The 23,242-nt window shown below is 69.4% G+C and carries 16 protein-coding genes; 12 read left to right on the top strand and 4 right to left on the bottom strand.

Annotated elements, in window-relative coordinates; genetic code table 11:
- Window positions 1-30: 30 nt before the first annotated feature.
- Entirely contained in the window at window positions 31-933 is a 903-nt protein-coding gene (locus ABIC51_RS12635) for an NAD kinase (protein WP_027788318.1), read from the top strand.
- 19 nt (window positions 934-952) lie between these two features.
- A complete protein-coding gene (recN, locus tag ABIC51_RS12640; protein ID WP_059698824.1) occupies window positions 953-2,602 on the top strand; it encodes a DNA repair protein RecN in 1,650 nt (549 codons plus the stop codon).
- A 139-nt stretch (window positions 2,603-2,741) separates the two neighbouring features.
- On the opposite strand, the gene glnE is transcribed toward recN, so the two are convergent.
- Window positions 2,742-5,546 carry a bifunctional [glutamate--ammonia ligase]-adenylyl-L-tyrosine phosphorylase/[glutamate--ammonia-ligase] adenylyltransferase gene (gene glnE, locus ABIC51_RS12645; RefSeq protein WP_059698823.1) on the bottom strand — a complete coding sequence of 935 codons (2,805 nt, stop codon included), beginning with the start codon at window positions 5,544-5,546 and terminating at the stop codon, window positions 2,742-2,744.
- A 230-nt stretch (window positions 5,547-5,776) separates the two neighbouring features.
- Between glnE and ABIC51_RS12650 the strand changes: the two genes are divergently transcribed.
- The 3 genes from ABIC51_RS12650 (at window position 5,777) to tldD (ending at window position 12,419) form a co-directional block, all read left to right on the top strand.
- Window positions 5,777-9,976, top strand: coding sequence for a YhdP family protein (locus tag ABIC51_RS12650; protein WP_226129118.1), 4,200 nt, complete (start codon window positions 5,777-5,779; stop codon window positions 9,974-9,976).
- Window positions 9,977-10,039: 63 nt separating this feature from the next.
- Window positions 10,040-10,867 carry a carbon-nitrogen hydrolase family protein gene (locus tag ABIC51_RS12655; RefSeq protein ID WP_226129120.1) on the top strand — a complete coding sequence of 276 codons (828 nt, stop codon included), beginning with the start codon at window positions 10,040-10,042 and terminating at the stop codon, window positions 10,865-10,867.
- An 85-nt stretch (window positions 10,868-10,952) separates the two neighbouring features.
- Window positions 10,953-12,419, top strand: coding sequence for a metalloprotease TldD (gene tldD, locus ABIC51_RS12660; RefSeq protein ID WP_021163847.1), 1,467 nt, complete (start codon window positions 10,953-10,955; stop codon window positions 12,417-12,419).
- A 110-nt stretch (window positions 12,420-12,529) separates the two neighbouring features.
- Here the strand turns inward: tldD and ABIC51_RS12665 are convergent, their stop codons facing one another.
- A complete protein-coding gene (locus ABIC51_RS12665; RefSeq protein ID WP_162269110.1) occupies window positions 12,530-12,817 on the bottom strand; it encodes a hypothetical protein in 288 nt (95 codons plus the stop codon).
- Between ABIC51_RS12665 and aroG the strand changes: the two genes are divergently transcribed.
- Window positions 12,816-13,889 carry a 3-deoxy-7-phosphoheptulonate synthase AroG gene (gene aroG, locus ABIC51_RS12670; RefSeq protein ID WP_027788323.1) on the top strand — a complete coding sequence of 358 codons (1,074 nt, stop codon included), beginning with the start codon at window positions 12,816-12,818 and terminating at the stop codon, window positions 13,887-13,889. The two genes, ABIC51_RS12665 and aroG, sit on opposite strands and share 2 nt — an antisense overlap.
- Before the next feature lie 82 nt (window positions 13,890-13,971).
- Here the strand turns inward: aroG and hmpA are convergent, their stop codons facing one another.
- Entirely contained in the window at window positions 13,972-15,180 is a 1,209-nt protein-coding gene (gene hmpA, locus ABIC51_RS12675; RefSeq protein ID WP_060207021.1) for an NO-inducible flavohemoprotein, read from the bottom strand.
- A 106-nt stretch (window positions 15,181-15,286) separates the two neighbouring features.
- Window positions 15,287-15,838, bottom strand: a complete 552-nt coding sequence (locus ABIC51_RS12680) for a cob(I)yrinic acid a,c-diamide adenosyltransferase (RefSeq protein ID WP_027788325.1) — start codon at window positions 15,836-15,838, stop codon at window positions 15,287-15,289.
- Between the two features lie 173 nt (window positions 15,839-16,011).
- Here ABIC51_RS12680 and ABIC51_RS12685 point away from each other — a divergent pair, with 173 nt between their 5' ends.
- The 6 genes from ABIC51_RS12685 (at window position 16,012) to proC (ending at window position 23,152) form a co-directional block, all read left to right on the top strand.
- The gene (locus ABIC51_RS12685) at window positions 16,012-17,421 is read left to right on the top strand and encodes an FAD-binding oxidoreductase (protein WP_027788326.1); all 1,410 of its coding nucleotides are present in this window, start codon (window positions 16,012-16,014) and stop codon (window positions 17,419-17,421) included.
- Window positions 17,422-17,462: 41 nt separating this feature from the next.
- Entirely contained in the window at window positions 17,463-18,956 is a 1,494-nt protein-coding gene (locus ABIC51_RS12690; RefSeq protein ID WP_354006497.1) for an FAD-linked oxidase C-terminal domain-containing protein, read from the top strand.
- A gap of 185 nt (window positions 18,957-19,141) precedes the next feature.
- Complete coding sequence (glcE, locus tag ABIC51_RS12695) at window positions 19,142-20,230, top strand: glycolate oxidase subunit GlcE (RefSeq protein ID WP_027788327.1); 1,089 nt, start codon at window positions 19,142-19,144, stop codon at window positions 20,228-20,230.
- 1 nt (window position 20,231) lies between these two features.
- A complete protein-coding gene (gene glcF / locus ABIC51_RS12700; RefSeq protein WP_021163859.1) occupies window positions 20,232-21,458 on the top strand; it encodes a glycolate oxidase subunit GlcF in 1,227 nt (408 codons plus the stop codon).
- 131 nt (window positions 21,459-21,589) lie between these two features.
- The gene (locus ABIC51_RS12705; protein WP_027788328.1) at window positions 21,590-22,288 is read left to right on the top strand and encodes a YggS family pyridoxal phosphate-dependent enzyme; all 699 of its coding nucleotides are present in this window, start codon (window positions 21,590-21,592) and stop codon (window positions 22,286-22,288) included.
- Window positions 22,289-22,339: 51 nt separating this feature from the next.
- Entirely contained in the window at window positions 22,340-23,152 is an 813-nt protein-coding gene (gene proC / locus ABIC51_RS12710) for a pyrroline-5-carboxylate reductase (protein ID WP_027788329.1), read from the top strand.
- The last annotated feature ends 90 nt before the right edge of the window (window positions 23,153-23,242 follow it).

A 23,242-nucleotide genomic window follows, 5' to 3' on the forward strand; every position in this document is an offset into this window, starting at 1 on the left:
TTCGTCAACGAGCTATGGTGTAATGCCGGCATGAAAACCGGTAATCAGTTCAACACTGTCGCGCTCGTCGGCCGGAGCAACACGCCGAACATCGCCGAGCCGCTCGCCACGCTGGCCGCCTGCATCGCCAAGCGGGGCTTCGAGGTCGTCTTCGAAGCCGAGACCGCGCGCGAGATCGGCATCACCGGCTACCCGGCGCTGACCCCGGCCGAAATCGGGGCGCGCGCCGACGTGGCGGTCGTACTGGGCGGCGACGGGACGATGCTCGGCATCGGCCGTCAGCTCGCGCCATACAAGACACCGCTGATCGGGATCAACCACGGGCGGCTCGGCTTCATCACCGATATCGCGGCCGCCGACATGCAGGCACTCGTCCCGGTGATCCTGTCGGGCAAGTTCGAGCGCGAGGAGCGCTCGCTGCTCGAGGCCCGGATCATGCGCGACGGCGAACCGATCTACCACGCGCTCGCGTTCAACGACGTCGTCGTGAACCGCAGCGGCTTCTCCGGGATGGTCGAGCTGCGCGCGTCGGTCGACGGCCGGTACATGTACAACCAGCGTTCGGACGGCCTGATCGTCGCCACGCCGACCGGCTCGACCGCTTACGCGCTGTCGTCGGCCGGCCCGATCCTCCATCCGCAGCTGCAGGGCATCGTGCTCGTGCCGATCGCGCCGCACGCGCTGTCGAACCGGCCGATCGTACTGCCTGACGATTCGAAGATCGCGATCCAGATCGTCGGCGGGCGCGACGTCAACGTGAACTTCGACATGCAGTCGTTCACGTCGCTCGAGCTGAACGACACGATCGAGGTGCGCCGCTCGAAGCACACGGTGCCGTTCCTGCACCCGATCGGCTACAGCTACTACGCGACGCTGCGCAAGAAGCTGCACTGGAACGAACACGCCTCGAACGAAGACGACAAGGCGTCCTGACGCCGCTCCGCCCGACACCATGCTCCGCCACCTCTCGATCCGCGACTTCGTCATCGTCGCCGCGCTCGATCTCGAATTCGACAGCGGCTTTTCCGTCTTTTCCGGTGAAACCGGCGCCGGGAAATCGATCCTGATCGACGCCCTCGCCCTCGCGCTCGGCGAACGTGCCGACGCGAGCGTCGTGCGCACCGGCTGCGGCCGCGCCGACATCACCGCCGAATTCACGCCGCACGACCGCGTCGCGCGCTGGCTCGACGAACACGCGTTCGACACCGAGGACACCGTGATGCTGCGCCGCGTGATCGACGCGAACGGCCGGTCGCGCGCATTCATCAACGGCACCAGCGCGACGCTCGCGCAGCTGCGCGAACTCGGCGAAATGCTCGTCGACATCCACGGCCAGCATGCGCACCAGCTGCTGATGCGGCCCGACGCGCAGCGCGAGCTGTTCGACACGCACGCGGGGCTCGTCGCCGATGCGGCGAACGTCGCGCGCGCGTGGCGCGTGTGGCGCGACGCGACGCAGGCGATCGAGGCCGCGAAGGCGCACGAGCGGGAGCTGCAGCTCGAACGCGAAAAGCTCGCGTGGCAGCTCGCCGAGCTCGACAAGCTCGCGCCGCAGCCCGGCGAATGGGACGAAGTCAGCAACGAGCACAAGCGCCTGTCGCATTCGGCGAACCTGATCGACGGCGTGCGCGGCGCACTCAACGCGTTGTCCGAGGCCGACGACGCGATGCTCGCGCAGCTCGGCGCAATCGTGTCGAAGCTGCGCAGCCTGGCCGACTACGACACCGCGCTCGGCGACGCGCTCGCGTCGCTCGAACCGGCCGAGATCCAGCTGCAGGAAGCCGTCTACTCGCTGTCGCACTATGCGCAGCGCGTCGATCTCGATCCCGAGCGGCTCGCGCAGGTCGAAACGCGCCTCGATGCGCTGCACTCGACCGCCCGCAAGTTCCGGTTGCCGCCCGACACGCTGCACGAAGAACACGCGGCACGCCGCGCGCAGCTCGCCGCGCTCGACGCGGCCGCCGATCTCGGTGCGCTCGAGGCGACGCAGGCCAAGGCGCGAGAGGCCTACCTCGCCGATGCCGGGCATCTGTCGAAGGCGCGCGCGCAGGCCGCCAAGGCGCTCGGCACGGCCGTCACGGCCGGCATGCAGGAACTGTCGATGGCGGGCGGAAGCTTCGAAGTCGCGCTCGTCCCGCTCGCCGACGGCGGCCCGCACGGGCTCGAGCAGGTCGAATTCCGGGTCGCCGGCCACCCCGGCGTGCCGCTGCGGCCGCTCGCGAAGGTCGCGTCGGGCGGCGAACTCGCGCGGATCAGCCTCGCGCTCGCGGTGATCGCAAGCGCGGCGAGCCCGACGCCGACGCTGATCTTCGACGAAGTCGATACGGGGATCGGCGGCGGCGTCGCCGAAGTGGTCGGCCGCCTGCTGCACCAGCTCGGGCGCGATCGCCAGGTGCTGTGCGTGACGCACCTGCCGCAGGTCGCCGCGCGCGGCGACCACCACTTCCAGGTCGCGAAGGGCGCCGACGAGCGCGGCGGCACGGTGTCGACGGTCGTCGCGCTCGACCGCGCCAACCGGATCGAGGAAGTCGCGCGGATGCTCGGCGGGCTCGAGATCACGGCCACGACGCGCAAGCACGCGAAGGAAATGCTGGCGGCCTGACGCGGGCATCGCATCGGCCGAATGCAAAAAGACCGGCGCATGCGCCGGTCTTTTTTCCGCACGGCCGCTCGCCCGATTGCGCCCGCCCTGCTCCACGAATTCGAACACCCGATTCGAACGTCCGATTCGAACGCCCGACTCAAACGCCCGTTTCAGCCGTCCCGAACACGCGCGCCCACAGCGCCGTCACGGCTGCGCGCTCGTCGGCCACCACGGCCGGATCGACCCGCGCCTTCTCCATCCCGTCGAGCCGCAGCTTGTGCTGCAGCTTCCGGTACTTCCGGTAGGCCGCGCCGACGCGCTCGGCCTCGTCCTCGCCCATCAGCCCGAAGCGCGCGACCTCGCGCAGCAGCGCGATGTTGCCCGTGTTGCGGATCAGCTCGGCGTCGCTCGACGCGTGCAGCAGCACCCAGTACTGGACGATGAATTCGATGTCGACCATCCCGCCGCGATCGTGCTTCAGGTCGAACAGATCGGTCTGGTTCGGATGGCCGGCAAACACCTTGCCGCGCATGTCGACGATCTCCTTCGCGAGCACGCCGCCGTCGCGCGGCGTCGTCAGTACCTGCTGGCGGATCGCCTCGAAGTCCGCGCCGATCTGCGCGTCGCCCGCGCTGTAGCGGGCACGCGTCAGCGCCTGGTGCTCCCACACCCACGCGGTGTTCGCGGCGTCGCCCTCGCGCAGCTGGTAGCGGCGGAACGCATCGAGATCGGTGACGAGCAGCCCGGCCTCGCCGTTCGGCCGCAGCCGCAGGTCGATGTCGAACAGCGCGCCGGCCCCGGTCGCCGTGGTGAGCCACGTGATGAGCCGCCGCGTGAAGGTCGTGTAGACGTCCGCCGAGCGCTCGTCCGCGTCGTCGTACAGGAAGATCAGGTCGAGATCGGATGCGTAGCCGAGCTCCTTGCCGCCCAGCTTGCCGTACGCGATCACCGCGAACTTCGGCACGTCGCGATGGCGTTTCGCGAGCTGGGACCAGACGACTTCGATCGTCACGTCGAGCACGGCGTCGGCCAGCTCGGACAGCCGGTCGCTCACGTGCTCGACCGACAGCTGCCCGGCCAGGTCGATCAGCAGGATCCGGAACACCTCCGCGTGCTGCGCGTGCCGCAGCAGGTCCATCTGCTGCTCGGGGCCGTCGGCCGCCGCGAGGCGCGCACGCAGCGCGTCCTTGAACGCAGGCCAGTCGAACGGGCTCGCGATCGCCTCGTCGTCGAGCAGCTCGTCGAGCAGTTGCGGGTGGCGGATCAGGTATCCGCCGCCCCAGCGCGTCGCGCCGAGCACCGACAGCACGCGGTCGAGCGCGGCCGGATACTCGGTCAGCAGCGCGAGATAGACGCCGCGCCGGCTGACCGTCTCGAGCAGGTCGAACAGGCGCACGATCGTGTCGTCGCGGCGTGCGGCGTCGATGTTCGGCGCGGCCTCGAGCGCCCGCTGCGCGACGCTGTCGAAGCGCTGCCGGCTCTTTTCCGGCAGGCCCATGTAGCGCGTCGATTGCCAGATCGCACGCAGCCGCGCGAGCACGGCGGCCGGATCGGCGAAGCCGAGGCCGTCGAGGCGCGCGACCAGCGCATCGTCCTCGCCGTCGTCGCCCAACGCGCCGCTCCAGATCCATGCGGCGGCCGTGTCGTCACCCGCCGCGCAAGGGCCGCCGCCCTTCACCTTGTCCGCGAAGATCTGGTCGAACTGCGCCTCGACGAAGTTCCGGTGCTCATCCAGCACCGTCATCAGCGCCGCGTAGTCGGCAAAGCCGAGCGATGCAGCCAGCGCCGCGCGTTCATCCGGCTCGACCGGCATCGCGTGCGTCTGCGCGTCGTTGCGGTACTGCAGCCGGTGTTCGAGCGTGCGCAGGAAGTTGTAAGCATCGGCCAGGCGCGCGCACACGTCCTCGCCGATCAGCCCGCGCGCCTGCGCATGGCGCAGCACCGCGAGCGTCGGCCGCACGCGGAATTCCGCATCCTGGCCGCCCCGGATCAGCTGGAATACCTGCGCGCTGAACTCGATCTCGCGGATCCCGCCGCGCCCGAGCTTGATGTCGTCCGACTTGTCGGGCCGCATCGACGCGCGGCGCGCGGCTTCCTGCCGGATCTGCTGGTGCAGCGAGCGGATCGCGCCGATCACGCCGAAATCGAGATAGCGGCGATACACGAACGGCTTGACGATCGACTCGAGCTGCGACTCCAGCCGTCGCGCCGCGTCGCTGTCGCCTTCCGACACGAGCCGCCCCTTGATCCACGCATAGCGCTCCCACTCGCGCCCTTGCACGTAGAAATATTCCTCGAGCATGCCGAGGCTGCAGACGAGCGGCCCCGAATCGCCGTTCGGACGCAGCCGCATGTCGACGCGAAACACGTAGCCGTCGGCCGTGACCTCGGACAGCACGCCGATCAGGCGCCGGCCGAGCCGCGTGAAGTATTCCTGCGTGGACAGCGGCGAACGCGCGCCGCCGGTCGTCTCGCCGTCGTCCTCGTAGACGAAGATCAGGTCGATGTCCGACGACACGTTCAGCTCGCGGCCGCCGAGCTTGCCCATCCCGACCACGCCGAGCACGACGCGCTGGCCGTCGGCGCCGCGCGGCTCGCCGTACAGCGCCTCGAGTTCAACCGACAGCAGCGCGAGCGAACGCTGCACGGCCACTTCGGCGAGATCGGTCATCGCGCCCGTGACCTCGGCGACGTCCGCCAGCCCGCGCAGGTCGCGTTCCGCGACCGCGCCGAACGCCTCGACACGCAACTGCCGCAGCGCGCGCTTCAGTTGCTCCTCGGTCGGCGCGGCCGTGCCGGCCGGCGTCGCCAGCAGCTCGGTGAGGCGCGCGTCGAGCTGCACGCGGCCGAGCGGCGCGGCGGCCCACGCGGCGACCTGTTCGGCCAGCGCGGGCCGCGCGGCAGCCGCGCGAGCAAGGTATCGGGAATAGGACGTGCTGATCAGGGCGGAAGCGTCGGTCATCGAGAAGCGGGCCTGGCGGAAAGACTGGCCGGCAGCGGCCGGCGCGTGCGCGCCCCGCTATCGGCCAGCCCCATGGATTCGGCGCGGCATCGCGGGACGCGCGTGCGCCCGCCGCGAAACCGCGCGCCGGAAAGCCCGTGCCGCGCTGCCGCAACGGCCGCCGGCACGAACCCGTGTGATACATTTCAACGTCAGTCTGCAAAACTACCATATCGCCGCCCGTCCGCCGCATGTCCGACCGTCAGGAATCCGCCGTAGCTGCGCCCGAAGCGGGACCTCCGAAGCACGATCATCCGGTCCTGCGCCGCGTGTTCCGGGTGACGCTGGCAGTCGGGCTCGGCACCTACTTCGTCGCGTCCGGCGCGTTCCTCGGGCTGCGCTACGTACTGCTGCCCCGCATCGACGAATTCCGCCCGCGCATCGAGCGCGCGGTGTCCGACAAGCTCCACACGCAGCTTTCGATCGGCAAGCTTTCCCCGAACTGGTCCGGCATGCAGCCGGGCGTCGAACTCACGAACCTGACGATCCGCGGCCACGACGGCAAGGTCGCGCTGTCGGTGCCGCATGCAACGGCCGCGCTGTCGTGGATGTCGCTGCTGCGGCTGTCGCCCGCGCTGTCGAGCCTGATCGTCGACCAGCCCGACCTCGTCGTCGCGCGTGCGGCCGACGGCTCGCTGAGCGTCGCGGGCGTCGGCGTGGCAACCACTCACGGCGGCAACGACACGTTCGGCACGTGGCTGCTGAAGCAGGAAGCGATCGTGCTGCGCGGCGGCACGCTGCGCTGGCGCGACGCGCAGCACGACGCGCCGGAGCTCGTGCTGTCGGGCATCCGGCTCGCGGTGCTCAACGACGGCCGCGTGCACAAGGCCGCGCTGCAGGCGCCCGCGAACGGCACGCTGCTGCTCGGCCCGCTCGATTTCCGCGCGCGCTTCAGGCACAAGCCGCTCGCACCGGTCGGCAAGCCGTCGAACTGGTCGGGCGACGCGTACCTGTCGACGGGCCCGGTCGACCTGCAGACGCTCGGGCGCTACCTCGACATGCCGCTCACGATCCACGCGGGCCGGATCGACAACGCGATCTGGGCCACCTTCAGCGACGGCCACCTGCATTCGGCGGGCGGCGACCTGCAGGGCGCGGACGTCGCGCTGCGCGTGCGCCCGACGCAGCCGCGGCTCGACGTGCCGACGGTCGGCTTCGGCTGGGACATGCAGCTCGATGCCGGCCACGACTACACGCTGCACCTGACACGCTTCAACGCGGAGCTCGGCCAGCCGCCGCTGCCGGACGGCACACCGCTCGCCCGCTCGCTCGCGCTGTCGACGCTGACGGCCCGCTACCGTGTGCCGACCGCCAGCCAGGGGCAGCTGTTGAGCGTCGTCGGCGACCGCGTCGATCTCGGCATTCTCAGCGAGTTCATTCGCGGGCTGCCGCTGCCGGCGCGCCTGCGCAACGAGCTGATCAAGATCGACCCGCGCGGGATGGTGTCGAACTATCACATCGAGGTCGAACGCGCGAAGCCCGCGCGGGCCGACCTCGCCGACGAGGAGCGGCGCATGGGCGCCGCGCCGATCGTCCGCTATCGCTTCCTCGGCGATCTGCAGGGCATCAGCTTCGCCGCGCAGGAGCCGCCGCCCGGGCTGTCGCCGCGTGGCCACCCGCGGGCCGGCTGGCCGGGCGTCGAGAACCTGTGGGGCCGCGTCGATGCGAACGAGACGGGCGGCAGCGCGCATTTCGATACGGTCAACGCGGCGGTCACGGTACCCGGCGAATTCGACGAGCCGCGCCTGACGTTCGACCGGTTGCGCGGCAACGCAAGGTGGGTGATCACGCCCGCTGCCGGCGAAAAGCATGCGCGCGTCGACGTGACCCTGCCCGACCTGCTCGTCTCGAACCCCGATGCCGAAATCGCGGTATCGGGCTCGTACACGAACCCCGGCCACGGCCGCGGCTCGCTCGACCTGCGTGCCGATTTCGCCCGCGCGTCGGTGGCGCGCATTCCGCGCTACCTGCCGACCGGGATGTCCGAACACCTGCGCGACTATCTCGGCCACGCGCTGCAGGCCGGCCAGGTGACCAAGGGTGCGTCGATCGTCGCGCGCGGCCCGCTCGAGAAATTCCCGTTCGAACACGAGCCGGACGCCGGCGTGTTCCACATCGTCGCGCCGTTCACCGGCGGCCGCTTCGAACCGACGCCGTACCCGCCGCGCAAGCTCGCGAACGGCACGCCGAGCGTCTGGCCGGCGCTCGACGGGATCAACGGCGTGTTCGAGCTCGCGCAGAACAAGCTGCGCTTCGACATCGATCGTGCGCACTACAAGCGCGTCGCGCTGACGAAGGTCGCGGGCCGCATCGACGATCTCGGCAACCCGAGCCACTCGCCGCTCATCATCGACGGTCATGCGCAGGGCCCGCTCGCCGACCTGATCGACTACGCGGACAACAGCTCGCTCGGCACGATGAGCGGGCATATCGGCCAGCGGATCGATGCGCAGGGGCCCGCGTCGCTCGCGCTCAAGATCATGATTCCGCAGCACGTTCCGCATCCGCACACGCACATCGAAGGCGCGCTCGCGTTCGGCGGCAACACGCTGACGACGAGCGGCGTGCCGCCGCTGTCCGCGCTGCGCGGCAGTGTCCGGTTCACCGAGGCCGGCGCATCGCTGCACGACCTGTCGGGGCGCTTCCTCGGCGGCCCGGTGCGCGCGAGCGGCAACTTCCAGTCGCACGGCCCGTATACGGTGGACGTCGACGGCCGGCTCGCGCTCGACGCCGCGCGCGGCCTGAACCTGCACGGCCCGGCGGCCGCGCTGCTCGAGCACGTGGTCGGCGACGCGCCGTACAAGGTCGCCGTGCGCGGCGCGCCGGGCCGCCTGCCCGACATCAGCGCGCATTCCGACCTGACCGGCGTGGCACTGAATTTCCCCGCGCCGTTCGCAAAACCGGCCGGTACGCCGATGCCGTTCAGCTTCACGCTGCAGCCGGCGCCGCAGGCGGACGGCAAGCGCCTCGAGCACGCCGACCTGACGCTCGGCCCCGTGTCCGCGACCTACCTGCTCGACGCGACGCGCGGCCAGCCGCTGCGCGCGGTGCGCGGCGCGATGGGCATCCACCGGATGCCCGACATGCCGCAGGACGGCGTGAGCGCGGCCGTCGACGTCAACGAACTGGACGCCGATGCGTGGCTCGCGCTGGCCCATACGCTGAAGCCCGACACGCCGCGCGCGCAGGAGCCGCAAGCCGCGCCGCGCGTCGATTTCGCGAGCTTCGCGCCGAAGCGTTTCGCGCTCCATTTCGGCACGCTGAAGCTGCTCAAGCGTAACTGGGAAAACGTGATCGTCGGCGCGTCGCACGTCGACGAGCTCTGGCAGGCGAACATCGCGTCGAACCAGGTGTCGGGCTACCTGTCATGGGCGCCGGGCGGCGGCCACAACGGCGCGGGCGTGCTGAACGCGCGGCTCGCGAAGCTCGTGGTGCCCGACAGCGCGCAGCACGATCTCGTCGGCCGCGCGATGAACCTGCCGACGCCGACCGACCGCCCGATGCCGTCGATCGACCTGATCGTCGACCAGGTCGTCGCGCGCAACCACGACATCGGCCGTCTCGTCGTCAACGCGCGCAACATCGACGAAGCCGGCACGCCGGTCTGGCAGCTCGACAAGCTGGAGCTGTCGAACCCGGCCGCGAAGCTGACGGCGACCGGCAACTGGCGCACCTCGCGCCGCGCGCTTGCCCGCGGCGCCGACGAAAACGACGCACCGCGCCGCACCGTGTTCGACTTCAAGCTCGACATCGACAACGCGGGCGCGCTGCTCGACCGCGTCGGCCTGCCGCGCACGCTCGCGGACGGTCACGGCACGGTCACCGGCAAGGTCGGCTGGCGCGGCGGCCCGACCGCGGTCGACCTGCCGTCGCTCGGCGGCCAGATCGCGCTCGACCTCGAACACGGCCAGATCCTGAAGGTCGATCCGGGCGCGGCGAAGCTCCTCGGCGTGCTGAGCCTGCAGAGCCTCGCGCGCTTCCTGACGCTGAATTTCCGCGACGTGATCGGCAAGGGGCTGCCGTTCGACAAGATCACGGGCACCGGCCGGATCTCGAACGGAATCGCCCGCACCGACGACTTCTCGATGATGACCGGGCCCGCGAACGTCACCGTGCGCGGCGCGGTGGATCTCGGCACCGAGACGCAGGACCTGCACGCGCACGTCGCGCCGAAAATCAGCGCGGGCGCGGCCGCGATCGGGGCGGCCATCGTCAACCCGCTGCTCGGCGTCGGCGTGCTGGCCGCGAACTACGCGCTGTCGGAGACGCTGTCGCGCGCGTTCGCGCTCGACTACACGATCACCGGCTCGTGGGCGCACCCGCACATCGAGCGGGTGCGGGGCGATCAGGGTAAGATGAATCACGGTCCGGCCGATGCGGCGAGCCATTGAGCCGCGCGTCGGGCCGCGCACGGTGCCGGGCCGCACCCCATTTATGACGCAACCGATCCAGCGATGACCGACCACACCCGTTCCGCCACGCCCTTCCAGGTCGCCGCGCTGCAGATGGTGAGCACGCCGGACGTCGCGCGCAATCTCGCCGAGGCGCGCCGCCTGATCGCGGAAGCCGCCGGCGAAGGCGCGCAGCTCGTGCTGCTGCCCGAGTACTTCTGCTTCATGGGTCACCGCGACACCGACAAGCTCGCGCTCGCCGAACCTTACCGGGACGGCCCGATCCAGCATTTCCTCGCGGACGCCGCGCGTCGCCACGGCATCTGGGTGATCGGCGGCACGCTGCCGCTGAAGGCCCCGGAGCCCGATCGCGTGCTCAACACGACGCTCGTGTTCGATCCATCCGGCAACGAAGCCGCGCGCTACGACAAGATCCACCTGTTCAACTTCGAGAAAGACGACGAGTCGTTCGACGAGGCGCGCACGATCCGCGCGGGCGATACGGTCGTCACGTTCGACGCGCCGTTCGGGCGGGTCGGCCTGTCCGTCTGTTACGATCTCCGCTTTCCGGAGCTGTATCGCAGGATGGGCGACTGCGCACTGATCGTCGTACCGTCGGCGTTTACGTATACGACCGGCCGCGCGCACTGGGAAACGCTGCTGCGCGCGCGGGCCGTCGAGAACCAGTGCTACGTGCTCGCGGCCGCGCAAGGCGGCAAGCACGAGAACGGCCGGCGCACCTGGGGCCACAGCATGCTGATCGACCCGTGGGGCGAGATCGTCGCGGTTCGCGACGCGGGCGCAAGCGTCGTGCGCGGCGCGCTCGATCCGCAGCGCATCGCCGACGTGCGCCAGAGCCTGCCCGCGTGGCGGCACCGCGTGCTGACCTGAATCCGCCGCACCGCTTGAAACACCGCGCGGCCAACCCATCTGCCCAGAAGCACCCGACAACTTTTTGAGAAACCCCGATATCCGCATGAACATCATCGAACCCGGCATCCGCAACCTCGCGCTGGCGAAGGACATCCTGCTCACGCCGTACGGCCTCGACGAAAGCCTGCTCACGCGCACGATCGCCGACATCTTCACGCATCGCGTCGACTACGCGGACCTGTACTTCCAGGCGACCCGCAGCGAAGCGTGGAGCCTCGAGGAAGGCATCGTCAAATCGGGCAGCTTCAGCATCGACCAGGGCGTCGGCGTGCGCGCGGTCGCGGGCGACCGCACCGCGTTCGCGTACTCGGACGACCTGTCGCCGGAGGCGATCGCGCAAGCCGCTGCCGCCACCAAGGCGATCGCGGCAGCCGGCGGCGGCCGCCAGAAGATCAAGGCGGCCACGTCGCTGAAGGGCATCTCGGGCCGCGACCTGTACCTGCCGTCCGATCCGCTCGCGTCGCTCGACGCGACGGCCAAGGTCAAGCTGCTCGAGCGCATCGAGCAGATGGCGCGCGGCCGCGACCCGCGCGTCACGCAGGTGATGGCCGGCCTCGCCGGCGAATACGACGTCGTGCTGGTCGCGCGCAGCGACGGCGCGCTCGCGGCCGACATCCGCCCGCTCGTACGCGTGTCGGTCACGGTGATCGCCGAGCAGAACGGCCGCCGCGAAATCGGCTCCGGCGGCGGCGGCGGCCGCTTCGACTACGGCTACTTCACCGACGAAGTCCTGTCCCGCTACGTCGACGACGCTGTGCATGCGGCGCTCGTGAACCTCGACGCACGCCCCGCGCCGGCCGGCGCGATGACGGTCGTGCTCGGGCCGGGCTGGCCGGGCGTGCTGCTGCACGAAGCGATCGGCCACGGCCTCGAGGGCGACTTCAACCGCAAGGGCTCGTCCGCGTTCGCCGGCCGGATCGGCGAGCAGGTCGCCGCGAAGGGCGTGACGGTGGTCGACGACGGCACGCTGCCGAACCGCCGCGGCTCGCTGAACATCGACGACGAAGGCAACCCGACGCAGTGCACGACGCTGATCGAGGACGGCATCCTGAAGGGCTACATCCAGGACACCCTGAACGCGCGCCTGATGAAGATGCCGGTCACGGGCAACGCGCGGCGCGAATCGTACGCGGCGCTGCCGATGCCGCGCATGACCAACACGTACATGCTGAACGGCGACAAGGATCCGCAGGAAATCATCGCGTCGGTGAAGAACGGCCTGTACGCGGTGAACTTCGGCGGCGGCCAGGTCGACATCACGAACGGCAAGTTCGTGTTCTCGGCGTCCGAGGCGTACATGATCGAGAACGGCAAGATCACCTACCCGGTGAAGGGCGCGACGCTGATCGGCAGCGGCCCCGAATCGCTGAAGTACGTGAGCATGATCGGCAACGACATGTCGCTCGACACGGGTGTCGGCGTATGTGGCAAGGAAGGCCAGAGCGTGCCGGTCGGCGTCGGCCAGCCGACCCTGCGGATCGACAAGATGACGGTCGGCGGTACGGCATAACCGCATCGCGGCGCAGACATTCCGCGCATTTTGAAGAAAATGCGCGGAATGTCCGCATTTTCGACGCTCCCCGGTTGCCAGCCGCCCGGCGACGGGGTATAAATTCCGAATCAACTTTTTTGACGAACCGAATCTCCGTCATGTCCGCCAAGTTTTACTTTTACTTTTTTTGGCATCTCAGACCGCTGGCGGATCGAGAGGGTTGATGGCGCGTAAAGCGCAACCGAAATTCCCGAAAAAACCGCCGGCGAACCCGGCGGTTTTTTTTCGCCCTTCGCTTCCCGGTCGCCGCCGCAGCGGTTCCGCGGCCCCGACCGAAACCACTGAATCGCTTGAATTGATGAATCTGCCGCACGCCCACTGATCGAACGGCGCCCGGAACCAAGGAGAAACAGCATGCCCCCGCACAATACCGACGACGTCCGCATCCGCGAACTCAAGGAACTGACGCCGCCCGCCCACCTGATCCGCGAATTCGCGTGCTCCGAAGCCGCGTCCGAGCTGATCTACAACTCGCGCCAGTCGATGCACCGCATCCTGCACGGGATGGACGACCGGCTGATCGTGGTGATCGGGCCGTGCTCGATCCATGACACGAAGGCGGCGATCGAGTACGCGGGGCGGCTCGTGAAGGAGCGCGAGCGCTTCAAGGGCGAGCTGGAAATCGTGATGCGCGTGTACTTCGAGAAGCCGCGCACGACGGTCGGCTGGAAGGGGCTCATCAACGATCCGCACCTCGACAACAGCTTCAAGATCAACGAAGGACTGCGCACCGCGCGCGAGCTGCTGCTCCAGATCAACGAGATGGGCCTGCCGGCCGCGACCGAATACCTCGACATGATCAGCCCGCAGTACATCGCCGACCTGATCTCGTGGGGCGCGATCGGCGCGCGCACGACCGAATCGCAAGTGCACCGCGAGCTCGCGTCGGGGCTGTCGTGCCCGGTCGGCTTCAAGAACGGCACCGACGGCAACGTGAAGATCGCGGTCGACGCGATCAAAGCCGCATCGCAGCCGCACCATTTCCTGTCGGTGACGAAGGGCGGCCATTCGGCGATCGTGTCGACGGCCGGCAACGAGGATTGCCACGTGATCCTGCGCGGCGGCAAGACGCCCAACTACGACGCGGAAAGCGTGAACGCCGCGTGCGCGGACATCGGCAAGGCCGGCCTCGCCGCACGCCTGATGATCGACGCGAGCCACGCGAACAGCTCGAAGAAGCACGAGAACCAGATCCCCGTCTGTGCCGACATCGGCCGCCAGATCGCGGCCGGTGATGCCCGCATCGTCGGCGTGATGATCGAGTCGCATCTCGTCGAGGGGCGCCAGGACCTGAAGGAAGGCTGCGAACTGACCTACGGCCAGAGCATCACCGACGCGTGCATCGCATGGGACGACAGCGTGAAGGTGCTCGAAGGCCTCGCGGAATCGGTGAAGGCACGCCGCGTCACGCGCGGCAGCGGGAACTGATCGTCCGCGCCTGCACCGAAACGAAAAACGCCCGGCTCGCGCCGGGCTTTTTTTCGCAGGCCGCAGACTGCCGGTCAGCGCATCACTCGAGCGCGCCCGAACCGAAGATCTCGGTGTTGATGCGTTCCGGCGCGACGCCGAGCGCGACCAGCGCATCGCGTTGTGCCTTCATGAACGCGACCGGGCCGCAGACGTAGTAGTCGGCGTCCGGCACCAGCGCGTAGTGCCGCACGCGCTCCGGCGTGAGGCGCCCTTCCAGATCGTGGTCGACGCCGACGCGATCGTTCGGGCCGACCAGCTCGTACAGCACCGTGCGCTTGACGTTCGCATGCTCGCGCACCGTATCGTTCAGCCAGTCGCGGAACGCGTGCACCGCGCCCGAGCGGCATGCATGGACGAACCGCACGTCGCGCTTGCTGCCTTCGTCGACCAGCGTCGACGCCATCGACACCATCGGCGTCAGGCCGACACCGCCGGAAATCAGCACCACCGGCGTCTCGACGCCGCGCGTCAGCGAGAATTCGCCCATCGGCGCGGTGACCTCGACGATCGCGCCCTCTTCCACGCCGTCGTGCATCAGCGTCGACACCTTGCCGGCCGGAATGACTTCCGGCCTGCCGGCTTCGCGCTTCACCGAGATGCGCAGCCACTTGCCGTGCGGCGCGTCGGACAGGCTGTACTGGCGCGGCTGGTCGACGCCGAGATCGCCGACGAAACGCTTCACCGTGATGTACTGGCCGGGCTCGAACGTCGGCGCCGCGCCGCCGTCGGCGGGCGTCAGGTAGAACGACGTGATCTCGTCGCTTTCGCGCACCTTGCGCTCGACCTTGAACGGACGGAACCCGCTCCAGGCGGCACCCGCGTACAGGTCGGCCTCGGCGCCGATCAGGATCTGCGCGAGCTGGCCGTAAGCCACGCGCCACGCCTCGAGCGTGTCGGCATCGACCGCGTCGCCCAGCACCTCGACGATCGAGGCGAGCAGGTTCTCGCCGACGATCGGGTAATGCTCGGGGCGGATGTTCAGGCTCGCGTGCTTGTGCGCGATGTGCGACACAGCCCCGCCCAGCGCACCGAGATTGTCGATGTTCGCCGCATACGCGTAGACGGCCTTCGCGAGCGCTTCCGGCTGGCCGCCCGTCTTCTGGTGCGTCTGGTTGAACAGGTTCTTCAGTTCCGGATGGCGCGCGAACATGCGCTGGTAGAAGTGCTTCGTGATCGTCGCGCCGTGCACGGCGAGGACAGGGGCAGTGGCCTTCACGCGAGCCATCTGGTCAGCGGTGATGTGGGTCATGTTCGTTCTCCGTTAAACATGCACACACAATACCTTTTTAAAAATTCGATGCCCCTCGGGCAAATTGTCGCAGCGCGGCAAGGGTAAGGGGGCGAATCGTCAGCGGTCAGCGGACACGGCCGCGTTCCCACAGCACGTCCGATCCGCCGTCGGCACGGTTCAGCACGCGCGCCAGCACGAACAGCAGGTCCGACAGCCGGTTCACGTAGCGTCGCGGCGCATCGTTGAGCGTTTCGGTGCGCCCGAGCGCGACGATCGAACGCTCCGCGCGACGGCATACGGTTCGACACACGTGCGCGAGCGACGCCGCGCGCGAGCCGGCCGGCAGGATGAATTCCTTCAGCGGCGGCAGCGTCGCGTTGTAGTCGGCGAGCCAGCGATCGAGACGCGCGAGATGCGTGTCGTCGAGCACCGTATGGCCGGGAATGCACAATTCGCCGCCGAGATCGAACAGGTCATGCTGGATCGTCACGAGCGCCGTGCGGATATCGTCCGGCAGCGTTTCGGCGAGCAGCACGCCGAGGTTCGAGTTCAGTTCGTCGACGTCGCCGATCGCGGCGATCCGCGTATCGTCCTTGCCGATACGCCGGCCGTCGCCGAGGCCGGTGGTGCCGTCGTCGCCGGTACGCGTGGCGATCTTGCTCAAGCGGTTGCCCATGCGGATGTCCTCTCGTGCGCGGCCGCGACGCGGCCCGGTTGCGTTCGAACGCGATTATCGCAGCCCGCGACGGCGGGCGCAGCAGGCGTTACAGCGTAGAATGGGCCGAAACCCAGCAGCACGGGAGCCGGGTCGGCGCCAACGCGCTCATCCGGATCGACAAGGAGACGTTCGTGAATCACCCTGCCCCGCCGGCCGCCACGCGCCGCCCCCTTCCCCCCGCCATGCTCGATGCGCTGCGCGCCGCCTTCGGCGAGCGCGTGTCGACCGCCGACGCCGTTCGCGCCCACCACGGCCGCGACGAATCGCCGTTCGATCCGCAACTGCCCGACGCCGTCGTGTTCGCGCACAGCGCGGACGACGTGCGCGAAGTCGTGTCGCTGTGCTCGCTGTACAGCGTCCCGCTGATCCCGTACGGCGCCGGTTCGTCGCTCGAAGGCCACCTGCTCGCGGTGCGCGGCGGCATCTCGCTCGACCTGTCGGAAATGAACCGCGTGCTGTCGATCAACGCCGAAGACCTGACCGTGACGGTCGAGCCGGGCATCACGCGCAAGGCGCTCAACGAGGCGCTGCGCGACACCGGCCTGTTCTTCCCGATCGACCCGGGCGCCGACGCCAGCATCGGCGGGATGACCGCCACGCGCGCGTCGGGCACCAACGCCGTGCGCTACGGCACGATGCGCGAGAACGTGCTCGGCCTGACCGCCGTGCTCGCCGACGGCCGTGTGGTGAAGACCGGCTCGCGCGCCCGCAAGTCGTCGGCCGGCTACGACCTCACACGCCTGTTCGTCGGCTCCGAAGGCACGCTCGGCGTGATCACCGAGATCACGCTGCGCCTGCATCCGCTGCCCGAAGCCGTATCGGCCGCGATCTGCACGTTCCCGTCGATGGGCGACGCGGTGCGCACCGTGATCGAGACGATCCAGATCGGCGTGCCGATCGCGCGCGTCGAATTCGTCGATGCGCTCGCCGTGCGCTCGATCAACCGCCATTCGAACCTGACGCTCACCGAAGCGCCGACGCTGTTCTTCGAATTCCACGGCACCGAGGCCGGCGTGAAGGAACAGGCCGAGCTCGTGCAGGCGCTCGCGGGCCAGAACAACGGCCAGGGTTTCGAATGGGCAACCCGCCCCGAAGACCGCACGCGCCTCTGGGCCGCACGCCACAACGCGTATTTCGCGATGCTGCAATTGAAACCCGGCTGCCGCGCGGTGACGACCGACGTCTGCGTGCCGATCTCGCAGCTCGCCGCGTGCGTCGAGGAAACCGAAGTCGACCTGCGCGCCTCGTCGCTGCCCTGCCCGATCGTCGGCCACGTCGGCGACGGCAATTTCCACGTGGCGATCCTGATCGACCCCGACAAGCCCGAGGAAATCGCGGAAGCCGAGCACATCAACGACCGGATCGTCGAGCGCGCGCTGCGCCTCGGCGGCACCTGCACGGGCGAGCACGGCGTCGGGCTGCACAAGATGCGCTTCCTGCCGAAGGAGCACGGCGACAACGCGATCGACACGATGCGTGCGATCAAGCTCGCGCTCGATCCGCGCAACCTGATGAATCCGGGCAAGATTTTCACGTGCTGACACGGCGGCGCGACGCCGCGCCGCCTGCTGCAGGAGACCCCATGAACGCTCCCGTCGAACTGTCGAGCGCGGCACGCGCGCAGCGCCAGCGCGAAGTTGTGCAGGCGCTGATGGCCGTGCTGCCGACGCACTGCCTGCTGTACCGCGACGAAGACACGGCGCCGTACGAATGCGACGGCCTGTCCGCGTACCGCCGCCTGCCGCTCGCGGTCGCGCTGCCCGAAACGGAATCGCAGGTGCAGCGGATCGTGCAGATCTGCCGCCGCATGGAGGTGCCGATCGTGCCGCGCGGCGCGGGCACGAGCCTGTCGGGCGGCGCGTTGCCGATCGCGCTCGGCGTCGTGCTGTCGCTTGCGCGCTTCACGCGCATCGTCGAAGTCGATCCCTACGCCCGCACGGCGACCGTGCAGCCCGGCGTGCGCAACCTCGCGATCTCGGAGGCCGCCGCGCCGTACGGCCTGTACTACGCGCCCGATCCGTCGTCGCAGATCGCGTGCACGATCGGCGGCAACGTCGCGGAAAATTCCGGCGGCGTCCATTGCCTGAAATACGGGCTGACCGTGCACAACGTGATGCGCGTGCGCGCGGTGACGATCGACGGCGAGATCGTCGAATTCGGTTCGCTGGCGCTCGACATGCCGGGCCTCGACCTGCTCGCCGTGATGATCGGCAGCGAAGGGATGTTCGCGATCGTCACCGAGGTCACGGTGAAGCTGATCCCGAAGCCGCAGACGGCCCAGCTCGTGATGGCGAGCTTCGACGACGTCGTCAAGGGCGGCGAGGCCGTCGCGGCGATCATCGCGTCGGGGATCATCCCGGCCGGGCTCGAAATGATGGACAAGCCGGCCACGCAGGCCGTCGAGGCGTTCACGCACGCGGGCTACGATCTCGAGGCGAAAGCGATCCTGCTGTGCGAATCGGACGGCACGCCGGAAGAAGTCGCGGAAGAGATCGTGCGAATGACGGCCGTGCTGCGCGAGCATGGCGCGACACGCATCCAGGTATCGCGCAACGAGCACGAGCGGCTGCGCTTCTGGTCGGGCCGCAAGAACGCGTTCCCGGCCGCCGGCCGCATTTCGGCCGACTACTACTGCATGGACGGCACCGTGCCACGCCGCGCGATCGGCCCGCTGCTCGCGCGCATCGAGCAGCTCGAAACGCGCTACGGGCTGCGCTGCATCAACGTGTTCCACGCGGGCGACGGCAACATGCATCCGCTGATCCTCTACAACGCGAACGATCCGGACGAACTGCACCGCGCCGAGCAGTTCGGCGCGGAAATCCTCGAATGCTGCGTGGAATTCGGCGGCAGCGTGACGGGCGAGCACGGCATCGGCATCGAGAAGCTCAATTCGATGTGCGTACAGTTCTCGCCGCAGGAGCGCGACGCGTTCTTCGCGGTCAAGCGCGCCTTCGATCCGGCGGGGCTGCTGAACCCGGACAAGGGCATCCCGACCCGCGCGCGCTGCGCCGAATACGGTCGCCAGCACGTGCGCGGCGGGCTGCTGCCGCACCCCGACCTGCCGCGCTTCTGAGCGGCCCGCGCGGGTCGCGGCCGGTGCCCGCGGCCATGCCGCGGCGTTCGACCGTGCCCGCACGGCCTGTTCATGCGGCGACGCGGGCAGACGGCCCGCGATACCGGTCTTAGGGATAGTCGCGATGTGGAATCGCGCCACCCCGGTACAATCGACCGAACAACAAGTCGAGGCAGCAACAGAACATGGAAGAGGACGACATCGTCGCCGGATGGGCCGACCGCGTCCGCGCCGCCAGCGCCGACGGCCGGCCGCTGCGGATTCGCGGCGGCGGCACCAAGGACTGGTACGGCCAGGCGCTCGAGGGCGAAATTCTCGACACGCGCGCGTTTCAGGGCGTCGTGTCGTACGACCCGGCTGAACTCGTCGTCACGGTCCGCGCGGGCACGCCGCTCGCACAGCTTGAAACCGTCCTCGCCGAGTGCGGCCAGATGCTGCCGTTCGAGCCGCCGCACTTCGGCCGCGCGGCCACCGTCGGCGGCTGCGTCGCGGCCGGCCTCGCGGGCCCGCGCCGGGCCACCTGCGGTGCGCCGCGCGATTTCACGCTCGGCGTCACGCTGATGAACGGCCGCGGCGAAGTGCTGCGCTTCGGCGGCCAGGTCGTGAAGAACGTCGCCGGCTACGACGTGTCGCGGCTGATGGCCGGCGCGCTCGGCACGCTCGGGCTGATGCTCGACCTGTCGCTCAAGGTGCTGCCGATGCCCGTCGCCGAAGTCACGCTGAAGTTCGAGATGACCGCGACCGACGCGGTGCGCAAGCTCAACGAATGGGGCGGCCATCCGCTGCCCGTCAGCGCGAGCGGGTGGCGCAACGGCACGCTCGTCCTGCGCCTGTCGGGTGCCGAAGCGGCCGTGAAATCCGCGAAGACCCTGCTCGGCGGCGAAGTCGTCGACGCGGTCGAGGCCGAGCGCTTCTGGGCCGGCCTGCGCGAGCATACCGACCCGTTCTTCCACGGCATCCCGCCCGGCTATGCGCTGTGGCGTCTCGCGCTGCCGTCGATCACCGAACCGATGCACCTGCCCGGCACCCAGTTGATGGAATGGGGCGGCGCGCAGCGCTGGTGGATCACCGACGCCGATGCGCAGACCGTGCGGATGAGCGCCAAGCAGGCCGGCGGCCACGCGACGCTGTTCCGCGCGGGCGACGCGTACGACCGCAGCGCGGGCGTGTTCACGCCGCTCCCCGCCCCGATGATGAAAATCCACCGCGGGTTGAAAGCCGCGTTCGATCCCGCGCGCATCTTCAACCGCGGCCGGCTCTATCCGGATCTCTGAGATGCAGACGAACCTCGCCGATTTCATCCGCAATACGCCCGACGGCGACGAAGCCGACGCGATATTGCGCAAGTGCGTGCATTGCGGGTTCTGCACCGCGACCTGCCCGACCTACCAGTTGCTCGGCGACGAACTCGACGGCCCGCGCGGCCGCATCTACCTGATCAAGCAGATGGTCGAAGGCGCGCCCGTCACGCGCAGCACGCAGCAGCACCTCGACCGCTGCCTCACGTGCCGCAGTTGCGAGACGACCTGCCCGTCCGGCGTCCAGTACGGCCGGCTCGTCGAGATCGGCCGCAAGCACGTCGAGGCACAGGTTCAGCGCCCCGTGCAGCAGCGTCTCGTGCGCCGCGTGCTCGCGAGCCTCGTGCCGAACGCCGCGCTGTTCTCGCCGGTGATGCGGCTCGGACAGCACGTCCGTCCGCTGCTGCCGAAGCGGCTGCGCGACAAGGTGCCGCCGCGCACGCGGCTGCTCGAATGGCCGCACCTGACGCATACGCGCAAGATGCTGATGCTCGGCGGCTGCGTGCAGCCGTCGATGCTGCCGAACATCAATATCGCGACCGCGCGCGTGCTCGACGCGCTCGGCATCGAGACCGTCGTCGCGCCCGATGCCGGCTGCTGCGGCGCGATCCGCCTGCACCTGAACTATCACGACGAAGCGCTCGACGACGCGCGCCGCAACATCGACGCGTGGTGGCCCCATGTCGAACAGGGTGTCGAGGCGATCGTGATGAACGCGTCGGGCTGCGGCGCGACGGTGCTCGAATACGCGCACCTGCTGCGCGACGACCCGGCCTACGCGGAGAAGGCGCAGCGCATCGTGTCGCTGACGCGCGACATCTCCGACGTGCTGCTCGCGTTCGAGGCCGAACTCGCGACGCTCGCGCGCCGCCGTGCGGTCCATACGGTCGCGTACCACCCGCCGTGCACGCTGCAGCACGGCCAGCAGTCGCGCGGCAAGGTCGAACGCCTGCTCGAGACCCTCGGCATCGACGTGCGGCTGCCGGCGGACAGCCATCTGTGCTGCGGCTCGGCCGGCACCTATTCGCTGACGCAGCCGTCGCTGTCGTACCGGTTGCGCAAGCAGAAGCTGCTGAAGCTGCAGGCGCTCGAGCCGCAGATGATCGTCTCCGGCAACGTCGGCTGCATCGCGCACCTGCAGAGCGGCACGCAGATTCCGGTGGCCCACTGGATCCAGCTCGTCGAGCACCTGCTGTATGGCTAGGGCCTGTTCATACGAATGACGGGCGGGCCCTGGGCCTCGCTCCCGGCGTCCGTATAATGGGCGGATCGATGCGCCGCGTGCCGCGGCGCATCTGCTACATGCCTGCTTCCGTGCCTGCTTTCGTGCCCGTCATGTCCGATCTCGCCGCCCGCCTCGAATCCGTTCATCGCCGCATCGCCGACGCCGCCCGCGCGGCCGGCCGCGATCCCGCCACCGTATCGCTGCTCGCCGTCTCGAAGACGTTTCCCGCCGCCGACGTGCGCGCCGCGCATGCGGCCGGGCAGCGCGCATTCGGCGAAAACTACGTGCAGGAATCGATCGACAAGATCGACGCGCTCGCCGACCTGCGCGCGAGCCTCGAATGGCATTTCATCGGGCCGCTGCAATCGAACAAGACGCGCCCGGTTGCCGAACGCTTCGACTGGGTCCATTCGGTCGACCGGCTGAAGATCGCGCAGCGCCTGTCGGAACAGCGCCCCGCGCACCTGCCGCCGCTCAACGTGTGCGTGCAGGTGAACATCAGCGGCGAGGCGTCGAAGAGCGGCGTCGCACCGGCCGACGTGGCCGAGGTCGCGCGCGCGGTCGCCGCGCTGCCGTCGCTGCGGCTGCGCGGCCTGATGGCGATTCCCGAACCGGCCGGCGACACCGACGCGCAACGCGTGCCGCATCGCGCGCTGCGCACGCTGTTCGACGCGTTGCGCGCCGACGGTCTGCCGCTCGACACGCTGTCGATGGGCATGTCCGCCGATCTCGACGCGGCCGTGCTCGAAGGCGCGACGATCGTGCGCGTCGGCACCGCGATCTTCGGCGCGCGCGATTACTCGCACTGAACGCCGCGCCCTTTCCGCCCTCCTGTTCACTCACTCGCTCAATCGAACACCATGAAAATCGCATTCATCGGCGGCGGCAACATGGCCGCGGCCCTGATCGGCGGCCTGATCAAGCGCGGCGTCGCCGCTGACGGCCTGTATGCCATCGACGTCAACGAAGAGGTGCGCGCACGCGCCGCGCAGCAATTCGGCATCCGCACCGGCGCGGCCGTCGACGCAACGCTCGCCGACTACGACGCGATCGTGCTCGCGGTGAAGCCGCAGGTGCTGAAGGACGTCGCGCAGGCGCTCGCGCCGCACCTGAAGACACAGCTCGTGATCAGCATCGCGGCCGGCATCCGCGGCAGCGATCTCGCGCGCTGGCTCGGCGACTACGCACGCGTCGTGCGCACGATGCCGAACACGCCCGCGCTCGTCGGCATGGGCGTGACGGGCCTCGCCGCACTGCCGGGCGTCGATGCGGCGGGCCGCGAACTCGCGTCGAACGTGCTCGGCGCGGTCGGCGAGATCGTCTGGTTCGACGACGAGTCGAAGCTCGATGCCGTCACGGCCATTTCGGGCAGCGGCCCCGCGTACGTGTTCTATTTCATCGAAGCGCTGCAGGAAGCCGCGCGCCAGCTCGGCATGAACGACGAACAGGGACGCGCGCTCGCGGTCGCGACGTTCACGGGCGCCGCCCAACTCGCCGCGCAATCGGGCGAGCCGGCAAGCGTGCTGCGCGAGCGCGTGACGTCGAAGGGCGGCACGACAGCCGCCGCGCTCGCATCGTTCGACGCGCAGGGCGTGAAGGACGCGATCGTGCGCGGCGCGCTCGCGGCCGAAGCGCGTGCGAAGGAAATGGGCGACGAGCTCGGCCGCGCGTAAGCGCCGCGCCCGCCCCGGGGCCTCCCCTCCGGCACCGGCAACAAAAAAGCGGCCTCGGCCGCTTTTTTGTTGGCATCGCGCATCGCGTCG

This window comes from Burkholderia sp. 572, assembly GCF_040545135.1.
Classification (GTDB): Bacteria; Pseudomonadota; Gammaproteobacteria; order Burkholderiales; family Burkholderiaceae; genus Burkholderia; species Burkholderia cepacia.